Origin of the sequence: Streptomyces sp. HUAS MG91, from assembly GCF_040529335.1 — a bacterium.
GTDB classification, from domain to species: Bacteria; Actinomycetota; Actinomycetes; order Streptomycetales; family Streptomycetaceae; genus Streptomyces; species Streptomyces tabacisoli.
This window is the reverse complement of the sequence record NZ_CP159534.1, coordinates 5,216,476-5,231,597: the sequence shown is the minus strand read 5'-3', so window position 1 is coordinate 5,231,597 and position 15,122 is coordinate 5,216,476. Positions and strand designations below refer to the sequence as shown.

Below are 15,122 nucleotides of genomic sequence, written 5' to 3'. Positions count from 1 at the left end.
AAGGAGGCGGTGGCGATGACGGACGTGCTGATCGTGGGCGCGGGCCCCACGGGTCTGGTGCTGGCGGCGGATCTGGCGCGGCGCGGGGTGGACGCGCTGCTGGTGGAGCGGGCCGCCGGGCTGTTCCCCGGGTCGCGCGGCAAGGGGCTCCAGCCGCGCACGCAGGAGGTGCTGTACGACCTCGGGGTGCTGGACGCGATCCGCGCGGCGGGCTCGGAGTACCCGACGATGCGGGTCTGGGAGGGCGATGTGCCCGGCCAGGAGTGGGACATTATGGAGCGCGCCGAGCCGAGCGAGCAGGTCCCGTTCCCCGACGGCTGGCTGATACCGCAGGCCCGCACGCAGGAGGTGCTGTACGCACGGCTGCGGGAGCTGGGCGGGGAGGTCCGCTTCGGTGCGGGGCTGACCGGCCTGACGCAGGACGGGGCCGGGGTGACGGCGGAGCTGGACGACGGCTCGACGGTCCGCGCCCGGTACACGGTGGCGGCGGACGGCGGCCGCTCCACGGTCCGCGGGCTGCTCGGCATCGGCATGACCGGGGAGACGGTGGACCCGAAGCCCATGCTGGTCGCGGACGTGCGGGTGACGGACGACGCGCCGGTCCCGGACACGCACTGGCACGTGTGGCCGAAGGCCCCGGAGGGCGCGGTGGCGTTCTGCCCGCTGCCGTCACCGGACGGCGGCCGGGTCTTCCAGCTCATCGCCCAGTACACGGACGAGTCGGCGCGCCCCGACACGACACCGGCGGCCGTGGCCGAGCTGCTCGCCGCCCGCACGGTGCTCGCCGAGGAGCATGTCGCCGAGGTGCTCTGGGCCTCGGACTTCCGGGCGCGGGCGGCGCTCGCGGACCGCTTCCGGTCCGGCCGGGTCTTCCTGGCGGGCGACGCGGCGCACGTCCACTCCCCGGCGGGCGGCCAGGGACTGAACACGAGCGTGCAGGACGCGTACAACCTGTCGTGGAAGCTGGCGGCCGTGCTCGCCGGGGCTCCCGAGTCGCTCCTGGACACCTATGAGGAGGAGCGGATACCGGTCGCGGCGGGCATCCTCGGCGTCAGCACCCGCATCCACCGGTCCGAGACCCCGGTCCGGCGCGGCGGCGAGCTGCGCCAACTGGGCATCGGCTACCGGGAGTCGGCGCTGACCGTGGAGACCCGGACGGATCTGCCCGAGGACGCGCTGCGGGCGGGCGACCGGGCGCCGGACGGCCGGCCCGGCGGCATCCGCCTCTTCGACGCCTTCCGGGGACCGCACTGGACGCTGCTCGCGGTGGGGACGGGGAGTGCGGCGCCGCCGGCCCTGGACGGCGCGTCGGTCCGCACGGTCACGGTCCCGGCGTACGGGGCGTACGGCACCGGTGTCTTCCTGGTGCGGCCGGACGGATACGTGGGGTGGGCCGGGGAGTCGGCGGAGGGGGCGGTGGAGTATCTGGCGCGGGCCGGGATCGTGGCCGGGGGGTGAGGTCAGTCGCCGTCGCCGTCGAGGAGCATGTCGACGGGCAGCTCAAGCGCCACCCCGACGCTCTCCGGCACGGGGACCGTCTCCCCTCGCTTGTAGACCGTGCGCCCGCCATAGGACTCACCCAGCGGCTCGCTGAACAGCACCACTTGGTCATGCTTGCGATCGGCGACGACGTAGACCGGGATGCGTGCGCCGGCGTAGGACTCGACCTTCGTGATGAGGTCGTTCTCCCAGTTGGACGAGGTCACTTCGAGAACCAGGCGGAAGACGGTCGCGGCGTAGTAGTTCTGCTTGACGTGAGCGTCCTTGTAGTCGGCCTCGACGATCGCCCAGTCCGGCTCCGCGCGGTCGTCCGGCCCGGTGCCGAGCCAGAGCCCGATGCCGGGCAACCCCTTGACTCCGGCGTCTCGCCCTCCGACCTGCCGGAAGAGGTGGACGAGCTCGCCCACCGTTTCCTGGTGCGGCCCATCCGGCGGTGGTGTCACGACGATGTTCCCCTTCAGGACCTCCACACGGTGCCTGGGCAGCGCCCTGGACAGACGGTCGACAGCTTCACCGATCGTCATCTCGTGCAGTACGGCCGCCACGGCATCCTCCTCGGGGAGTCACACTCCACGAGCGTAACCGGCAGTGCAGGAGATCCACCTCGGATCACTCGATCGAGCCACGCCCGCCGTTCGCCTACACGCTGGCCAGCGACAGCTTCACCGCGAAGCCGAGGAACAGCACCCCGGCCGCCGACGTGGCACCGGCCGACAGGCGCTTGCGGCGGCGGAAGGCGGCGGCGAGCCGGGTGCCGCTGAAGATCAGGGCCGAGAGGTACAGGACGCTCGCGATCTGCGCGAAGGCGCCGAGGACCACGAAGGAGACCGCCGGGTAGGCGTACGAGGGGTCGACGAACTGCACGAAGAAGGCGATGAAGAACAGGATCGCCTTCGGGTTGAGGAGGCTGATCACGAAGGCGCGGCGGAACGGACGCTCCTGGGCCTCTCCCGCCGGCTCCCCGGACACCTCGGCGGCGAGCCGCTCACGGCGGGTGCGCCACATCGACAGGGCGGCGCGCAGCATGCCGACCGCGAGCCAGGTGAGATAGCCGGCGCCCGCGTACTTCACGATGCTGAAGATCACGTCGTTGGCCTGGAGCAGGGAGGCGACACCGGCGGCGGACAGGGTCATCAGGACGGTGTCCCCGCACCAGACTCCGGCGGCGGCCTTGTAGCCGGTGCGTATGCCGCGGCGGGCGGCGACGGAGAGCACGTACAGCGAGTTCGGCCCCGGGAGGAGGACGATGAGGACGAGACCCGCGAGATAGGTCGGAAGATCGATGACACCCAGCATGCCCGGAGTGTCGCACACGGGTACGACACTCCGCGCCGGGGTTCCACATCACGGAGATGATCAGGGAAGCGCAGGTCAGAACGTGTCGGAGGGGACGTAGGTGCCCCACACCCCGCGCAGCGCGTCGCAGACCTCGCCGACCGTGGCACGGGCCCGCAGGGCGTCCTTCATCGGGTACAGGACGTTGCTGGTGTCGTCGGCGGCGGCCTCCTTCAGGGCGGCCAGCGCGGTGTCCACCGCCTTCTGGTCGCGCTCGGCGCGCAGCCGGGCCAGCCGCTCGGCCTGCTGGGCCTCGATGGCGGGGTCGACGCGGAGCGGCTCGTAGGGCTCCTCCTCGTCGAGCTGGTAGCGGTTGACGCCGACCACGACGCGCTCGCCGGAGTCGGTCTCCTGGGCGATGCGGTAGGCGGAGCGCTCGATCTCGGACTTCTGGAAGCCGTGCTCGATCGCGCTGACCGCGCCGCCCAGGTCCTCGACCCGTTCCATGAGCGCGAGGGCGGCGGCCTCCACGTCGTCCGTCATCCTCTCGACGACGTAGGACCCGGCGAAGGGGTCGACGGTGGCGGTGACGTCGGTCTCGTAGGCGAGGACCTGCTGGGTGCGCAGGGCGAGGCGGGCGGACTTGTCGGTCGGCAGGGCGATGGCCTCGTCGAAGGAGTTGGTGTGCAGCGACTGGGTGCCGCCGAGGACGGCGCCGAGGCCCTGGACGGCGACCCGGACCAGGTTCACCTCCGGCTGCTGGGCGGTCAGCTGCACCCCGGCCGTCTGGGTGTGGAAGCGGAGCATCAGCGACTTGGGGTTCTCGGCGCCGAACTCCTCCTTCATCACCCGGGCCCAGATGCGGCGCGCGGCACGGAACTTGGCGACCTCCTCCAGGATCGTCGTGCGGGCCACGAAGAAGAAGGACAGGCGCGGGGCGAAGTCGTCGACGTCCATGCCGGCGGCGACGGCGGTGCGCACGTACTCGATGCCGTCGGCGAGGGTGAAGGCGATCTCCTGCGCGGGCGAGGCCCCCGCCTCGGCCATGTGGTAGCCGGAGATGGAGATGGTGTTCCACTTCGGGATCTCGGCCCGGCAGTACTTGAAGATGTCCGCGATCAGCCGCAGCGACGGCTTGGGCGGGAAGATGTAGGTGCCGCGGGCGATGTACTCCTTGAGCACGTCGTTCTGGATCGTCCCCGTCAGCCGGTCGGCGGCCACCCCCTGCTCCTCGCCGACCAGTTGGTACATCAGGAGCAGCAGGGCGGCGGGGGCGTTGATCGTCATCGACGTCGACACCTTGTCCAGCGGGATGCCGTCGAAGAGCACCCGCATGTCGTCGACCGAGTCGATGGCGACCCCGACCTTGCCGACCTCGCCCGAGGCGAGGGGCGCGTCGCTGTCGTGGCCCATCTGGGTCGGCAGGTCGAAGGCGACCGACAGGCCTGTCGTGCCGTTGGCGATGAGCTGCTGGTAGCGGGCGTTGGACTCGGTGGCCGTGCCGAACCCGGCGTACTGGCGCATCGTCCACGGGCGGCCGGTGTACATGGTCGGGTAGACGCCGCGGGTGAAGGGATAGCCGCCCGGTTCGCCGAGCTTCTGTTGCGGGTCCCAGCCGTCGAGATCCGACGGGCCGTAGACCGGCTCGATGGGCAGTCCGGACTCGGATGCGCGCGCCATGGTGGTGCCTCCAGCGGTTACTTACCAGTAGTCATCGACCCTCGGGACGGACTGTAGTGGCAGTTCGCAACGTTTCGGCGCCGGGCAGCATCAGTAGAGACACAAGGGAACGACGCGACAGACGGGGGACGTCATGCGGTCAGTTGTCATACGGAGCACGCTCGCCGCCACCGGGGTGCTGGCCCTGGTCGGCGGTTGCCGGGCACAGGTGGTCGAGGGCGGTGCGTCGGCGCATCCCTCGGCGGCGGCGTCCGCGGGCGCTTCGGCGCCGTCGTCCCCGGCTCCCTCCGCGTCCCGTCCGGCGTCGGGCGACGACGCCAAGCCGTCCGGTTCCGGGTCCCCGTCCGCCACCGCGCCCGCGAAGCCGGGCCGGACGCTGTGGTCGTCCGGGGACGAGGGGAAGGAGGTGCGGGAGCTGCAGGCGCGGCTGCGGCAGGTGGCGTGGCTGTTCGACGGGCCGACGGGGACGTACGGGGCCTCGACGGTGAAGGCGGTCGAGGGTTTCCAGGGCAAGCGCGGGCTGCCGCGCACCGGGACGACCGACACCGTGACCTGGCAGCGGCTGCTGCGGATGACCCACGAGCCGAGCCGGGACGAGTTGTACGCCTCGGGCGGCCGGCCCGCGGCGAAGCCGGATCCGCGCTGCATGACGGGCCGGGTGCTGTGCATCAGCAAGACCAGCCGGACGCTGTCGTGGATGGTCGACGGCAAGCGGCTGATGACGACGGACGTGCGGTTCGGGTCCCAGTACACGCCGACCCGCGAGGGAGTCTTCCACGTGAACTTCAAGTCCCGGCACCACGTCTCGACGATCTACCACACGCCCATGCCGTACGCGATGTTCTTCAGCGGCGGCCAGGCGGTGCACTACTCGTCGGACTTCGCGGCCCGCGGTTACGCCGGCGCCTCGCACGGCTGCGTGAACGTCAGGGACGAGGGGAAGATCGCGAGCCTGTTCGCCCAGGTCCACGCGGGCGACAAGGTCGTCGTCTACTGGTGACGGGAGGCGGCGGGTGATGAGCGGCGTGGGTGGGACCGGGGGAACGTGTCCCACCCACGCCAGTGGCACTGAGCCGAAGGTACGGGGGGAACCCCGGCTCGTGCGCGGCCGATGACCAGTCGGCTCACTCAGTACTGCGTCACAGGCCTCAAAAACGTCACACCTGTTGCGTAGATTTTTCTACGGGAATTTGCGGGGGCCGCGTTTTCGCAGGTCAGAGCCGGTCGGTGCCGGTCAGCGCAGCTCGAAGCCGCGCGAGGCGGACGGTGCGGGCGAGGCGGACGGGAGCTGAGGGGCGGCGCTGTAGGACCGGCTCGGGGTCGGCCCGGGCTTGACGTAGTAGCCGAGGCTGTCGCCGCCGCCGTCCGTGGTGCTGTCGGTGTGGGTGTTGCTGTTGCCGAACCCGTAGCCGTTGCCGGATCCGTTGCCCTCGCTGTCCTCGTCGCCGTCCTGGCCGCCGTTGTGCCCCTCGGAGCCGTGGTCGCGGCCGTCTCCGTCGCCGTGGTCGCCGGTGTCGCCGAGCACCCGGTCGCAGATGCGGGCGATGTCGGCGGGGCCCCGCCCGTATCTCTCCGCGGAGTCCCGCAGGCGCTGCCTCTCCGTGGGGTTCAGCCGGCCGCCGCGGTACTTGACGCAGGCCTTGGCGAGTTCGCGGCGCAGCGCCTCGGCCGTCCGGCCCTTCTCGGACGGCCGGGGGCCGGGCGGGCGCGGTGTGGCCGTGTCCTTCGGCGTCGGCTCCGTGCGGTCCGGGCCCGCGGAGTCGCCGCCGGGGCTCGCGGAGCCGTCCGGCCGCGTCCCGTCGGCGCCGTCCGTGGGGCGCGGGGAGCCCGTGGCGAGCGGCCGCTCGGAGCCGGCGGCGGACACCGAGGAGGCCGGCACCGGTTCGCCCCGGTCACCGAACGGTGAGGGCAGCACCCCGGTCCCGGCGGCGACGGCGACCCCGCCGAGCATGCACGCGGCGACGGCCGCGGCGAGCCCGAAGCGCACCGGGCGGCCCCACCGCCGGGTGCCCGCGGGGCGGGCCGCGACGGCCGCGCGGTGCCGTCCGGCGCTGCCCGCGGCGGTCCCGGAGGTCGCCGCGGCGTCTATCGCGGACTCGGCGCGGGCCTCCCGGAACGCCCTCAACGCGGCTTCCTCGCCCGGGAGTTCGCCATCGGGGCCGGACGGGACGGCGCTCAGCGCGTCCAGCGCCCCGGTCAGCCGGCCGGCCCGTCGCGCGTCGTCGGCGTCGACGGCCTCCAGCGGCTCCCCGCGCAGCACACGCTCCGCCGCGTCCCGGTCCAGCCACCTGTAGTGCTCGTCGGCCATCACATGTCCTTCTGCGTCCGCGTACGCGATTGCGTCACACCGGCGGACGTCACCGTGCGTGTTCTCGGTTGCCTCGGCTGCGGCAGCGCGACGAGGGCTCCGGGGTCGTTCCGGGTTCCCGGGGTGTCCGGTCCTCCCGGGTCCTCCCTGTTGTTCTGGGTGTCCGCGCCGAGGAGTTCCGCGAGCCGCTTCAGGCCGCGGTGGGCGGCCGTGCGGACGGCCCCCGGCCGCTTGCCGAGGGTCTGCGCGGCACTCTTCGCGTCGAGCCCGACGACGACGCGCAGCACGACGGCCTCGGCCTGGTCCTGCGGCAGTTGGGCGATCAGCGCCATGGCGTCGCCGGTGGCGAGGGACTCCATCGCCTCGTCGGCGGTGTCGGATGCGGCGGGTCTGCCGGTGAGTTCGGTCTCGTCACCGCCTACGGCGGGCCGGCGTCCCCGCATGCGTATGTGGTCCAGGGCGCGGTTGCGCGCGATCCTGGCGGCCCAGCCGCGGAACCGGTCGGCGTCGCCCTCGAACCGCTCCAGGTCCCTGGCGATCTGCAGCCAGGACTCCGACGCGACGTCCTCGGCGTCCGGTTCACCGACGAGTGTGCGTAGATATCCGAGCAGCCTCGGATGCACGGCGCGGTACACAGTCCGGAACGCGGCCTCGTCCCCGTCCTGTGCCGCAAGCACCGCGGCGGTCAGCTCCGCGTCGTCCCCCAGCACTCCCAGTCCCTGCCCACTTGGTCTCGTGCGCCCCCAGCGCGAATCAGCACGCTACGGCGTGAAACGCCGCCGCGTCCATGTTTGTACAACGCGCAACCAACGGCGCACACAGCGGGGTGTGACAGAAAACGCACCCCCGGCGCTGAAGGGAGTACGGGCCGCTCGCGACCCGTGCCGCGCGGCGGCCGGGGTCTCTCCTGTGGGGGGTGGCGACCTCGGCCGTCCCGTACCCCGGCGCCTACTTCTCCTCGCCCTTGCCGCCCTTGTCGTTCTTGCCGCGGCCGTGGCCGACGCCGGGCGGTGTCCTGTCCGCCGCGGCCCCCGACGTGCCCCGGTCCGCCGCTTTCCCGTGCACCGGGGTCGCCGTCGGGGTGGCACACCCCTCGGTCGCCCGCTCCGACCGGTTCAGCCCGTGCCCGTTCTCGTACGCCTTGCACCGCGCCCGCTGGTCGCGGGTCTGCTCCGGGGACGCCGAGAAGGCGTCGCGCTCCGGCACCGCGGCGGCCGAGGTGCGCGGGGCGGGCGTCGCGGACGGCGCGGGCAGCACGGGCGCCACCGTGCTCGCGGGCCGGGACCGCTCACGGGGCTCGTCGGTCGTGGCCACGGAGCCGATGCCCGCCACCGCGACCCCGCCCACCGTCAGGCTCGCGAGGACCGCCCCCACCGCGGCCCGCGCGGACCAGCGCGACCGCCCCCGCCGGGGCCGCCAGTCGTCGCTGGGGCGGGGCGCCGCCGCGAGGGCGCCGGTGTCGCGCGCGGCCCGGAACGCGGCGAGCGCCTCGCGCTCCCCGTCCGTTCCGGACGGCTGGTGCGCCCGGACGGCGGCGGCCAGCGCGTCACCCAAGGGGTGGGCGTGTTCGTCAGTCATCTCGACTCACCCAGCGTGCGCGGGCTGCCATCCGTCACACCTCGCGCTTCTCATCCGGTCCCTCACCTGTTCCGGCACCTGTGCCCCCGCCCGCCGTGAGCTGTCGCGCGAGCCGCTTCAGCCCCCGGTACGCCGCCGTGCGCACGGCACCGGGCCGTTTGCCGAGCACGCGGGCGGCGGCGGGCCCGTCGAGACCGACGACGACACGCAGCAGTACCGCCTCGGCCTGGTCGGGCGGGAGGTCGGCGATGAGCGCGAGGGCGTGCTCGGTGGAGAGCGTCTCCAGGACCTGTTCGGCGGTGTTGTGGGCGGCCGGCAGGTCGAGCACGTCCTGTTCGGTGCCGGACGGGCGCGGCCGCGCCCGCTGCCGCCGCAGCAGGTCGAGGGCGCGGTACCGGGCGATGGTCGCGGTCCAGCCGCGGAACCCGGCGCCGTCGCCGCGGAAACGCCCCAGGTCCCGGGCGATCTCCAGCCAGGCCTCGGCGGCGACGTCCTCCGCCTCGTCGCCGACGAGTCCGCGCAGATAGCCGAGCAGTCCGGGCTGGACGAGCCGGTAGGCCACGGCGAACGCCGTCTCGTCGCCTCCCTGGGCCCGTGCGACGGCGTCGCCCAGTTCCTCGTCGTACACATGCGTACGACGAGGCTCCCCTGCCTGGCCCAACCGCTGTCCTCTTCGTACGTCGTCGGGGACGGCCGATCCGCGGCCGTCCGAACTCCCCATAGGTGATCAGCGTCCGGGCCCACAGAAATGTCACAGCCGCGGCGGCCCGTCCCGTCTCAGACCGCGAACACCGAGTCCTCGTCCGGCGGGAACTCCACCGTCAGCGCGGCGTCGGGGCGGCGGGCGGGCACCGGTTCGCCGTACGCGGAGAAGCTGATGGACAGCGGCATGCCGCCCGAAGTCCCCTCCACGGAACGCAGGTACGGCTTTCCGTCGGCGTCCACGTAGACGGTGCCGGTGTCCTTCGAGGCCGGGGAGTCCGGCGGCGGTACGAGAGGGACGAGCCGGTGCCCGGCGCGGCGCACGACGGGCCGCGCCCGGGTGCCCGCCACGTCGGCCGCCATGGTGCCGAGGGTCTGCCCGATGCGGCACTGCTTCGCGAACGCGTCGGTGCCCCGCGCCCCTTGAGGGAGTTTCACGTACTTGCCCCGCGCCTGCTGAAGACGCGGCAGCACCCGGTCGGCGACGGACGGATCGGCGCGCAGCGCCATGACACGCAGTTCGTTCAGCGCGGTGTCGGTGTACTTCAGGTATCCCTCGGCCGCGTGCCCCTTGCGGGCTGCGATGAAGACGATGTCGCCGCGTTTGCCCGGCCCGGCGTCCATGGTGCCGGCGCAGTCGCCGCCCCGGTTCATGCGCAGGTCGAGGCGGATCCGCTGCCCCTTGGCCCTGATGTCCTCCGCGATCCGCACCGAGTCGGCCGCGCGCAGCAGCGAGACCGCCTCCGTCAGGAGCCGTTCCCCGCGCACCTGGTCGGCGGGGAGCGGCGGCCGCGCGGCGCGCTCGGCGATCGACCGGAGCCAGTCGCCGCCGGACTCCGGCGCGGCGGCGCGGGCCGCGGCGGGCGGAGCGGTCACGGGCTGGTTCAGCGCACCCGCCGCGAGCAGTGCCACGGCGAACGCGGCCGTGGTGATCACCGAGCGGCGCACGCGCGGCTCTCCCGCTCGGTGGCCGGCCGCGGCGCCGCCGCCCGGCCCGGCAGCGTCAGATAGAAGGTCTGCAGGGACTCCTCGGCGCCGACCTCGTACCGGTTGACGACCTTGCCCAGCGGGCTCCACACCCGTCCGTCCGGCATGCGCACGCCGACCCACTGCCCGAAGTACGCCCGCTGGGCCTCGTCCAGGTCCACCCACACGGCCCCGGCCCGCCGGGCCAGCACCTCGCCGACGTACGCGCCGAGTCCGAACAGGACGACGTCCAGGCGCGCCGGGTCCGCGTTCGCCCGCCCCTTGCGCAGACCGTCGATGAGGAAGTCCACGACGCGCAGGCTGGCCACGGTGTAGTCCAGTGGCAGCCGCGACGAGGCGACCCTCGCGACGAACCCGTCCGCGTGCTTCCGCATCTCGGCGGCGGCCGCCGGTTTCCCGCCCTCAGGCATGGTGAGCACCCCTCTTTTCCCTAGGCACTTCACCAGCGGACGACCGCACACTGCCGTCACACGTTTCTCACATGTCGCTTCTCACAGAACAAGTTGCGTGCGTTCGTACAACCTTTTGCGGCGTCAGGTCGTCCGGAGCCGGAACCCGCGGCGGGGGCGGGCGCGCCCCGGGCACGCGCCCGCCCCCGCCCGGCGCTCCCCCGCTCAGCCGAGGGCGAGGGCTCCCAGCTCCTGCGGCACTCCCACGGTGGCCCGCATGACGGTGCGCGCGGCGTTGCGCAGATCGTCGAGGAAGAGCGCGGCGAGGCGCGGCGTGAACCCGGTGCGGACGACCACCCGGAGCACCCAGGTGTCGGTCATCCCGGTCGGCAGCGGATAGGCCGGGACCTGCCAGCCGCGGGCCCGCATCGCCAGCGCGATGCCGCGCTCGTGCAGGCCGAGCGCGTGGGCGCGGTCGGTGAGGCGGAACGCGAAGGCGGGCAACTCGTCGCCGTCACTGAGGAGTTCGAAGAGGTCGAGGTCGGCGATCCCGGCGGCGAGGCCGCGCGCGGTGCGCCGGGACTCCAGGTGCAGCCGGCGCAGCCCGGCGTGCCCGTACCGGTGGAAGGTGTAGTACTGCGCGGCGACGTGCGAGGCGGGCCGGGTGAAGGTGAGCGAGAAGGTGTTCATCTCGCCGCCCAGGTAGTCGACGTGGTGCACGAGTTCGGCGGGCAGGGCGTCCGCGTCCCGCCACAGCGCCCAGCCGAGCCCGGGGAAGACCTGCCCGTACTTGTGTCCCGAGGTGTTGATGGAGGCGACGCGCGGGAGCTGGAAGTCCCACAGCAGGTCGGGGTCGAGGAAGGGAGCGACCAGGGCGCCGGACGCGCCGTCGACGTGGACGGGGATGTCGTGCCCGGTCGCGTCCTGGATGCCGTCGAGCGCGAGGCACAGGTCGGCGATCGGCTCGTACGACCCGTCGAAGGTGGAGCCGAGGATGCCGACCACGCCGATGGTGCGGTCGTCGCAGTACTCGCCGAGCGTCTCGGGGGTGAGGTGCAGCCGGCCGGGCGCGAGCGGGACGAGCCGCGCCTCGACGTCGAAGTAGGAGCAGAACTTCTTCCAGCAGACCTGGACGTTGGCCCCCGCGACGATGTTGGGCCGCTCGGTGTCGCGCCCCGCGTCGCGGCGGCGCCGCTCCCAGCGCCGCTTGAGGGCGAGCCCGGCGAGCATGGCGGCCTCGCTGGACCCGGTGGTCGAGCAGCCGGTGGCGCGGGCCGCGTCCGGGGCGTGCCACAGGTCGGCGAGCATCCGCACGCAGCGCGCCTCCATGTCCGCGACCTGGGGGTACTCCTCGGTGTCGACGAGGTTCTTGTCGGCCGTCTCGGTCATCAGGAGGCGGGCCTCGTCCTCCATCCAGGTGGTGCCGAAGGTGGCGAGGTTGAGGCGGCTGCGACCGTCGAGGAGGAGTTCGTCGCGGATCGCGTCGTAGACGGCGCGCGGCTGGGACTCCTCACGGGGGAACAGGGTCTCGACGGGGGCGGTGGCAGGTGCGGGGAGCGGGGCGGGGACGGGCGCGGAGGTGTAGGACATGACCTCTCCAGGGCGGATGGCGGCATGAGCCGATCACTGCCGAACCTAGATCGATGCATGCCCCCTCGACCTGCGCGAATTCACCCACGCGAGGGAGGGGAAACCGAGGTTAAACACATTCTTTGCCGCTCGATTGATGCGCTTTACCCCGCCTTAGGCATATGCCTACACCGTTCTTATGCCCCCTCGACACGACCACCCCCGGCTTCAGACCCGCAGGGTCACCACGGCCTCCGCGCCCGGCAACTGCTTCAGGTACGCGCGGATGTCATCGGGGTCCGAAGTCGCGACCATGGCCGCACTCACCTGCAACGCGGTGAGCGCCACCAGCCCGTCGACCGGATCGGGCCGCTTCTTCGCGAGGGCGACAAGCATCCCCGCGTCGGACACCACATCACCGAGGGTGGACGGGGCCGGGCAGGTGGATCATCCCGGGTTCACGCGCCCCCACCCCTGCGGCGCGCCGCCGACTCGGCCCGCGCGGCGGCGATCTCGGCCTCGATCCGGGCGGCCTCCTCCTCGCTCACCTCCACGGGCGCCTCCCAGCCGAGCTCCTCGGCCTCGGGCCTCGGCCCGCGCGATAGAGGCATCGATGTCCGCGAACGAAGCGGCGATCCGAGCGAGCCTGGCGGCCTCCTTGCGCCCCGCCATCACCAGGAACGCCGACACGTCGAGACCGTGTGCTCGAAGTCCCGTCCTTCGTGCGGCAATGCCAGTTGTCCTACGATCACGCCATGGGCGACGCCCTGTCGCATCGGGAGTCCCTGGCACTGATCCGGTCCATCGCAGAGGAATACGCGCATGCGCAACTCGCATGAGCAGCCCCCGACGATCGCGGACGCCTCGACCCTGACGATGTGGCGCAAGTCCAGCTACAGCGGCGGTGACAGCGGTCAGTGCCTCGAAGTCAGCGACGCCTGGCGCAAGTCCACGTACAGCGACGGCGAAAGCGGTGACCGCCTGGAAGTCAACGACACCGCCCGCCCCACCCACATCCCCGTCCGCGACAGCAAGAACCCCACCGGCCCGGCGATCGCGTTCGGCGCCGGGGCCTGGACCACGTTCATCGAGTCGACCGTCAAGGGCGGCAAGGCCTGACCGTGTCCGATATCGACATACCGTCGCTCCCGCCCGAACTGGAGTGGGACATACCCGAGTTGGCGCCGCTCGCCCGCACGGCCACCCTCCTCCTGAACGTACCGGACACACCGGGCGAGCCCACCCCCGCCGACAGCTCGATCGGCGGCCCGCTGCTGTGGCCGGCCGACGAGCCATGGCCGTACTGCGACCTCCCGAACCACGACGCGGCGTGGCCGCACAAGTCGCCGCCGGACCACCCGGTACCGACGGTGGCAGCCGTGCAGCTGTACGCGCACGACGTGCCGGAACTGCCGTTCCCCGAGGGCACGGACGTCCTCCAGATCATCTGGTGCGCGCTCCTGCACGAGGAGCCCGACGAGTACGCCCCGCTGCCCCGCATGTACTGGCGCAACGCCGAGCGGGTCCGCGCGGCGGGAGTGCTGGACGACGTACCGGCACCGGCCGAAGGCGAGTACGACGAAGACTTCGTGCCGACGCCGAGACGGGTACGGCCGACGAAGGCCCGGGAGTACCCGAACCAGGACCTGCCGCGAGAGATCACCGACGCCATCTGGCCCCGGGTCGAGGCGCTGGAGGCCCGCCACGACACCTACTACACGGAGTGGTGCGCCCTGCAGACCAAGGTCGGCGGCTACCCGGCCTGGTGCCAGCCCCCGAACTGGCCCGACTGCGAGAAGAGCCACCGCATGGAGCACCTGCTCAGCGTGACGGGCGAGGAGGACATGATGATGGGCGACTGCGGCGGCATGTACTTCTTCGTGTGCCCGGAGTGCACGACGGGGACGGAGATGCCGTACGCGTTCCGGTACGACTGCCACTAGGGAGGCCCTGGCGCCCTGGGTGAACGCGGTCGACCTGGAGCGGCTGTACACGGGGGGGCGTGATACCCGCAGTCCGGGCGCCTGTTCAGCGGGGCGGGCCAGCGGTTGAAGTTGATGACGAGGGCCCTGGCGTACTGCGTGAGATGGTCGATCAGGTGCTCGCTGCCCGCCCCCCTGACGGAAGCAGGCCCCGACGCCACTATTGGCTGCGACCCCGCAGCAGCTCAGGCCCGCGCGGACTCATCAGCCGCGGGGAACCAGCCGTCGAAGGCGGCCGCGCTCTCCGCCATGTACGCGGACATCGACGCCCTTCCCAACCAGGGCCCCCTGCTCTCCGCCGGCGAGGCAAAGTGGCACAAGGAATGGACGTACGCCACCGCGACCGTCTCCGCCACACTCTTGCTCTCCTGACGGCCCGCGGCATCAACACGCCCCACGCCCGCCTCGCCTGCCACAGCGGCGTCGGCTTCAGCCGGGAACTACGAGCCGCGCAGAAGCGGGGCGAGGTGATCCTGGTCGCCCCGGAACGGCTGTACGCGGGGACGTGATGCCGGCAGCCCGGGCGCCTGCTCGACGTCGGACCACCACGCGTCCGGAATCAAGTCTGCCGATCAGGACTGAGAAAACCTCAGTACGCCCGGTAGTACGGCGAGCCAACGGCCCCCGCGATCCCGAAAGGCGAAAAATCGGCATCGGTCAGAATCCGGTACACGAATTCCGATGCGCACATATCAAATCGCCGGAACGGCTCCAGTGGGTCGACGCGGGCCACGATCGGCCACGTCGAGGGGTCCGCCTCAACATCGACCAGCCAGTAATACTCCTCCTCGATGAACGAATAGCCCCACTGCACGAGGCCTTTCCCGCTTTCCGGCTCGCTTGCTCCGAGAATGCCATACGGCTCAAACATCCGCCGACTGTCCGGGTTTCCCCGGACAGCCTTGAGCAGGGATTCATGATTGGCGGGAACGGACTCCGACCCGCCCTGCGCCTTGAGCAGCAGAACATGGTCACAGAACGCGCCCCATGCGGGGAATCGACGCCGCATCTCCTTGAAATCAGCCGGCAGAGGGGCACCCAGGACCAGTTCAGCTTCCGACCAGTCCGGTTCGCCGGGTTCGGCGTCCCAACCGATCTCTGCCACCAGACGATCGACCCATTCCATGTGCCCCCCCCCCCCCCCCCCCCCCC

General features: G+C 72.2%; 18 protein-coding genes. 5 read left to right on the top strand and 13 right to left on the bottom strand.

Annotated features, from left to right (window positions below; genetic code table 11):
- The first annotated feature begins 15 nt into the window (after positions 1–15).
- Positions 16–1,458, top strand: a complete 1,443-nt coding sequence (locus tag ABII15_RS24005) for an FAD-dependent monooxygenase (protein ID WP_353944354.1) — start codon at positions 16–18, stop codon at positions 1,456–1,458.
- A gap of 2 nt (positions 1,459–1,460) precedes the next feature.
- Here the strand turns inward: ABII15_RS24005 and ABII15_RS24000 are convergent, their stop codons facing one another.
- From ABII15_RS24000 to ABII15_RS23990, 3 genes are all read right to left on the bottom strand, one after another.
- Complete coding sequence (locus ABII15_RS24000) at positions 1,461–2,045, bottom strand: Uma2 family endonuclease (protein WP_353944353.1); 585 nt, start codon at positions 2,043–2,045, stop codon at positions 1,461–1,463.
- 94 nt (positions 2,046–2,139) lie between these two features.
- The gene (leuE, locus tag ABII15_RS23995) at positions 2,140–2,796 is read right to left on the bottom strand and encodes a leucine efflux protein LeuE (protein ID WP_353944352.1); all 657 of its coding nucleotides are present in this window, start codon (positions 2,794–2,796) and stop codon (positions 2,140–2,142) included.
- Positions 2,797–2,871: 75 nt separating this feature from the next.
- Complete coding sequence (locus ABII15_RS23990) at positions 2,872–4,455, bottom strand: methylmalonyl-CoA mutase family protein (protein ID WP_353944351.1); 1,584 nt, start codon at positions 4,453–4,455, stop codon at positions 2,872–2,874.
- A 133-nt stretch (positions 4,456–4,588) separates the two neighbouring features.
- Between ABII15_RS23990 and ABII15_RS23985 the strand changes: the two genes are divergently transcribed.
- Positions 4,589–5,455 carry a L,D-transpeptidase family protein gene (locus ABII15_RS23985; protein WP_353944350.1) on the top strand — a complete coding sequence of 289 codons (867 nt, stop codon included), beginning with the start codon at positions 4,589–4,591 and terminating at the stop codon, positions 5,453–5,455.
- 234 nt (positions 5,456–5,689) lie between these two features.
- On the opposite strand, the gene ABII15_RS23980 is transcribed toward ABII15_RS23985, so the two are convergent.
- From ABII15_RS23980 to ABII15_RS23940, 9 genes are all read right to left on the bottom strand, one after another.
- Positions 5,690–6,763 carry a hypothetical protein gene (locus ABII15_RS23980; RefSeq protein ID WP_353944349.1) on the bottom strand — a complete coding sequence of 358 codons (1,074 nt, stop codon included), beginning with the start codon at positions 6,761–6,763 and terminating at the stop codon, positions 5,690–5,692.
- Positions 6,763–7,473: an RNA polymerase sigma factor gene (locus ABII15_RS23975; protein WP_353944348.1), complete on the bottom strand. Its 711-nt coding sequence runs from the start codon at positions 7,471–7,473 to the stop codon at positions 6,763–6,765. Before ABII15_RS23975 ends, ABII15_RS23980 begins: the two co-directional genes overlap by 1 nt.
- 238 nt (positions 7,474–7,711) lie before the next feature.
- The gene (locus ABII15_RS23970; RefSeq protein ID WP_353944347.1) at positions 7,712–8,341 is read right to left on the bottom strand and encodes a hypothetical protein; all 630 of its coding nucleotides are present in this window, start codon (positions 8,339–8,341) and stop codon (positions 7,712–7,714) included.
- Positions 8,342–8,375: 34 nt separating this feature from the next.
- A complete protein-coding gene (locus ABII15_RS23965) occupies positions 8,376–9,002 on the bottom strand; it encodes an RNA polymerase sigma factor (protein WP_353944346.1) in 627 nt (208 codons plus the stop codon).
- Positions 9,003–9,118: 116 nt separating this feature from the next.
- A complete protein-coding gene (locus tag ABII15_RS23960) occupies positions 9,119–9,991 on the bottom strand; it encodes a hypothetical protein (RefSeq protein WP_353944345.1) in 873 nt (290 codons plus the stop codon).
- Entirely contained in the window at positions 9,976–10,440 is a 465-nt protein-coding gene (locus tag ABII15_RS23955; protein WP_353947174.1) for a hypothetical protein, read from the bottom strand. Before ABII15_RS23955 ends, ABII15_RS23960 begins: the two co-directional genes overlap by 16 nt.
- A gap of 204 nt (positions 10,441–10,644) precedes the next feature.
- Complete coding sequence (locus ABII15_RS23950) at positions 10,645–12,009, bottom strand: glutamate decarboxylase (RefSeq protein ID WP_353944344.1); 1,365 nt, start codon at positions 12,007–12,009, stop codon at positions 10,645–10,647.
- Positions 12,010–12,216: 207 nt separating this feature from the next.
- Positions 12,217–12,402 (bottom strand): hypothetical protein, encoded by a 186-nt coding sequence (locus ABII15_RS23945; RefSeq protein WP_353944343.1) that lies wholly within the window; start codon positions 12,400–12,402, stop codon positions 12,217–12,219.
- A 44-nt stretch (positions 12,403–12,446) separates the two neighbouring features.
- Positions 12,447–12,599 carry a hypothetical protein gene (locus ABII15_RS23940; RefSeq protein WP_353944342.1) on the bottom strand — a complete coding sequence of 51 codons (153 nt, stop codon included), beginning with the start codon at positions 12,597–12,599 and terminating at the stop codon, positions 12,447–12,449.
- Positions 12,600–12,810: 211 nt separating this feature from the next.
- Between ABII15_RS23940 and ABII15_RS23935 the strand changes: the two genes are divergently transcribed.
- The 3 genes from ABII15_RS23935 to ABII15_RS23925 all read left to right on the top strand — a co-directional run bounded on the left by ABII15_RS23935 (position 12,811) and on the right by ABII15_RS23925 (position 14,479).
- Positions 12,811–13,107, top strand: a complete 297-nt coding sequence (locus ABII15_RS23935) for a DUF397 domain-containing protein (protein ID WP_353944341.1) — start codon at positions 12,811–12,813, stop codon at positions 13,105–13,107.
- 2 nt (positions 13,108–13,109) lie between these two features.
- The gene (locus ABII15_RS23930) at positions 13,110–13,931 is read left to right on the top strand and encodes a DUF1963 domain-containing protein (RefSeq protein ID WP_353944340.1); all 822 of its coding nucleotides are present in this window, start codon (positions 13,110–13,112) and stop codon (positions 13,929–13,931) included.
- 362 nt (positions 13,932–14,293) lie between these two features.
- Positions 14,294–14,479 (top strand): hypothetical protein, encoded by a 186-nt coding sequence (locus tag ABII15_RS23925; RefSeq protein WP_353944339.1) that lies wholly within the window; start codon positions 14,294–14,296, stop codon positions 14,477–14,479.
- An 80-nt stretch (positions 14,480–14,559) separates the two neighbouring features.
- On the opposite strand, the gene ABII15_RS23920 is transcribed toward ABII15_RS23925, so the two are convergent.
- On the bottom strand, positions 14,560–15,096 hold the full coding sequence (locus ABII15_RS23920) for a hypothetical protein (RefSeq protein WP_353944338.1): 537 nt from the start codon (positions 15,094–15,096) through the stop codon (positions 14,560–14,562).
- Between the last annotated feature and the right edge of the window lie 26 nt (positions 15,097–15,122).

Bases quoted from the DNA above. Each gene is read 5' to 3' on its own strand.
- leuE (WP_353944352.1), bottom strand. From the start codon at position 2,796: ATGCTGGGTGTCATCGATCTTCCGACCTATCTCGCGGGTCTCGTCCTC.
- ABII15_RS23970 (WP_353944347.1), bottom strand. From the start codon at position 8,341: ATGACTGACGAACACGCCCACCCCTTGGGTGACGCGCTGGCCGCCGCC.
- ABII15_RS23940 (WP_353944342.1), bottom strand. From the start codon at position 12,599: ATGCCTCTATCGCGCGGGCCGAGGCCCGAGGCCGAGGAGCTCGGCTGG.
- ABII15_RS23985 (WP_353944350.1), top strand. From the start codon at position 4,589: ATGCGGTCAGTTGTCATACGGAGCACGCTCGCCGCCACCGGGGTGCTG.
- ABII15_RS23920 (WP_353944338.1), bottom strand. From the start codon at position 15,096: ATGGAATGGGTCGATCGTCTGGTGGCAGAGATCGGTTGGGACGCCGAA.
- ABII15_RS23935 (WP_353944341.1), top strand. From the start codon at position 12,811: ATGCGCAACTCGCATGAGCAGCCCCCGACGATCGCGGACGCCTCGACC.
- ABII15_RS23955 (WP_353947174.1), bottom strand. From the start codon at position 10,440: ATGCCTGAGGGCGGGAAACCGGCGGCCGCCGCCGAGATGCGGAAGCAC.
- ABII15_RS23950 (WP_353944344.1), bottom strand. From the start codon at position 12,009: ATGTCCTACACCTCCGCGCCCGTCCCCGCCCCGCTCCCCGCACCTGCC.
- ABII15_RS24005 (WP_353944354.1), top strand. From the start codon at position 16: ATGACGGACGTGCTGATCGTGGGCGCGGGCCCCACGGGTCTGGTGCTG.
- ABII15_RS23980 (WP_353944349.1), bottom strand. From the start codon at position 6,763: ATGGCCGACGAGCACTACAGGTGGCTGGACCGGGACGCGGCGGAGCGT.
- ABII15_RS23990 (WP_353944351.1), bottom strand. From the start codon at position 4,455: ATGGCGCGCGCATCCGAGTCCGGACTGCCCATCGAGCCGGTCTACGGC.
- ABII15_RS23925 (WP_353944339.1), top strand. From the start codon at position 14,294: ATGGACGTACGCCACCGCGACCGTCTCCGCCACACTCTTGCTCTCCTG.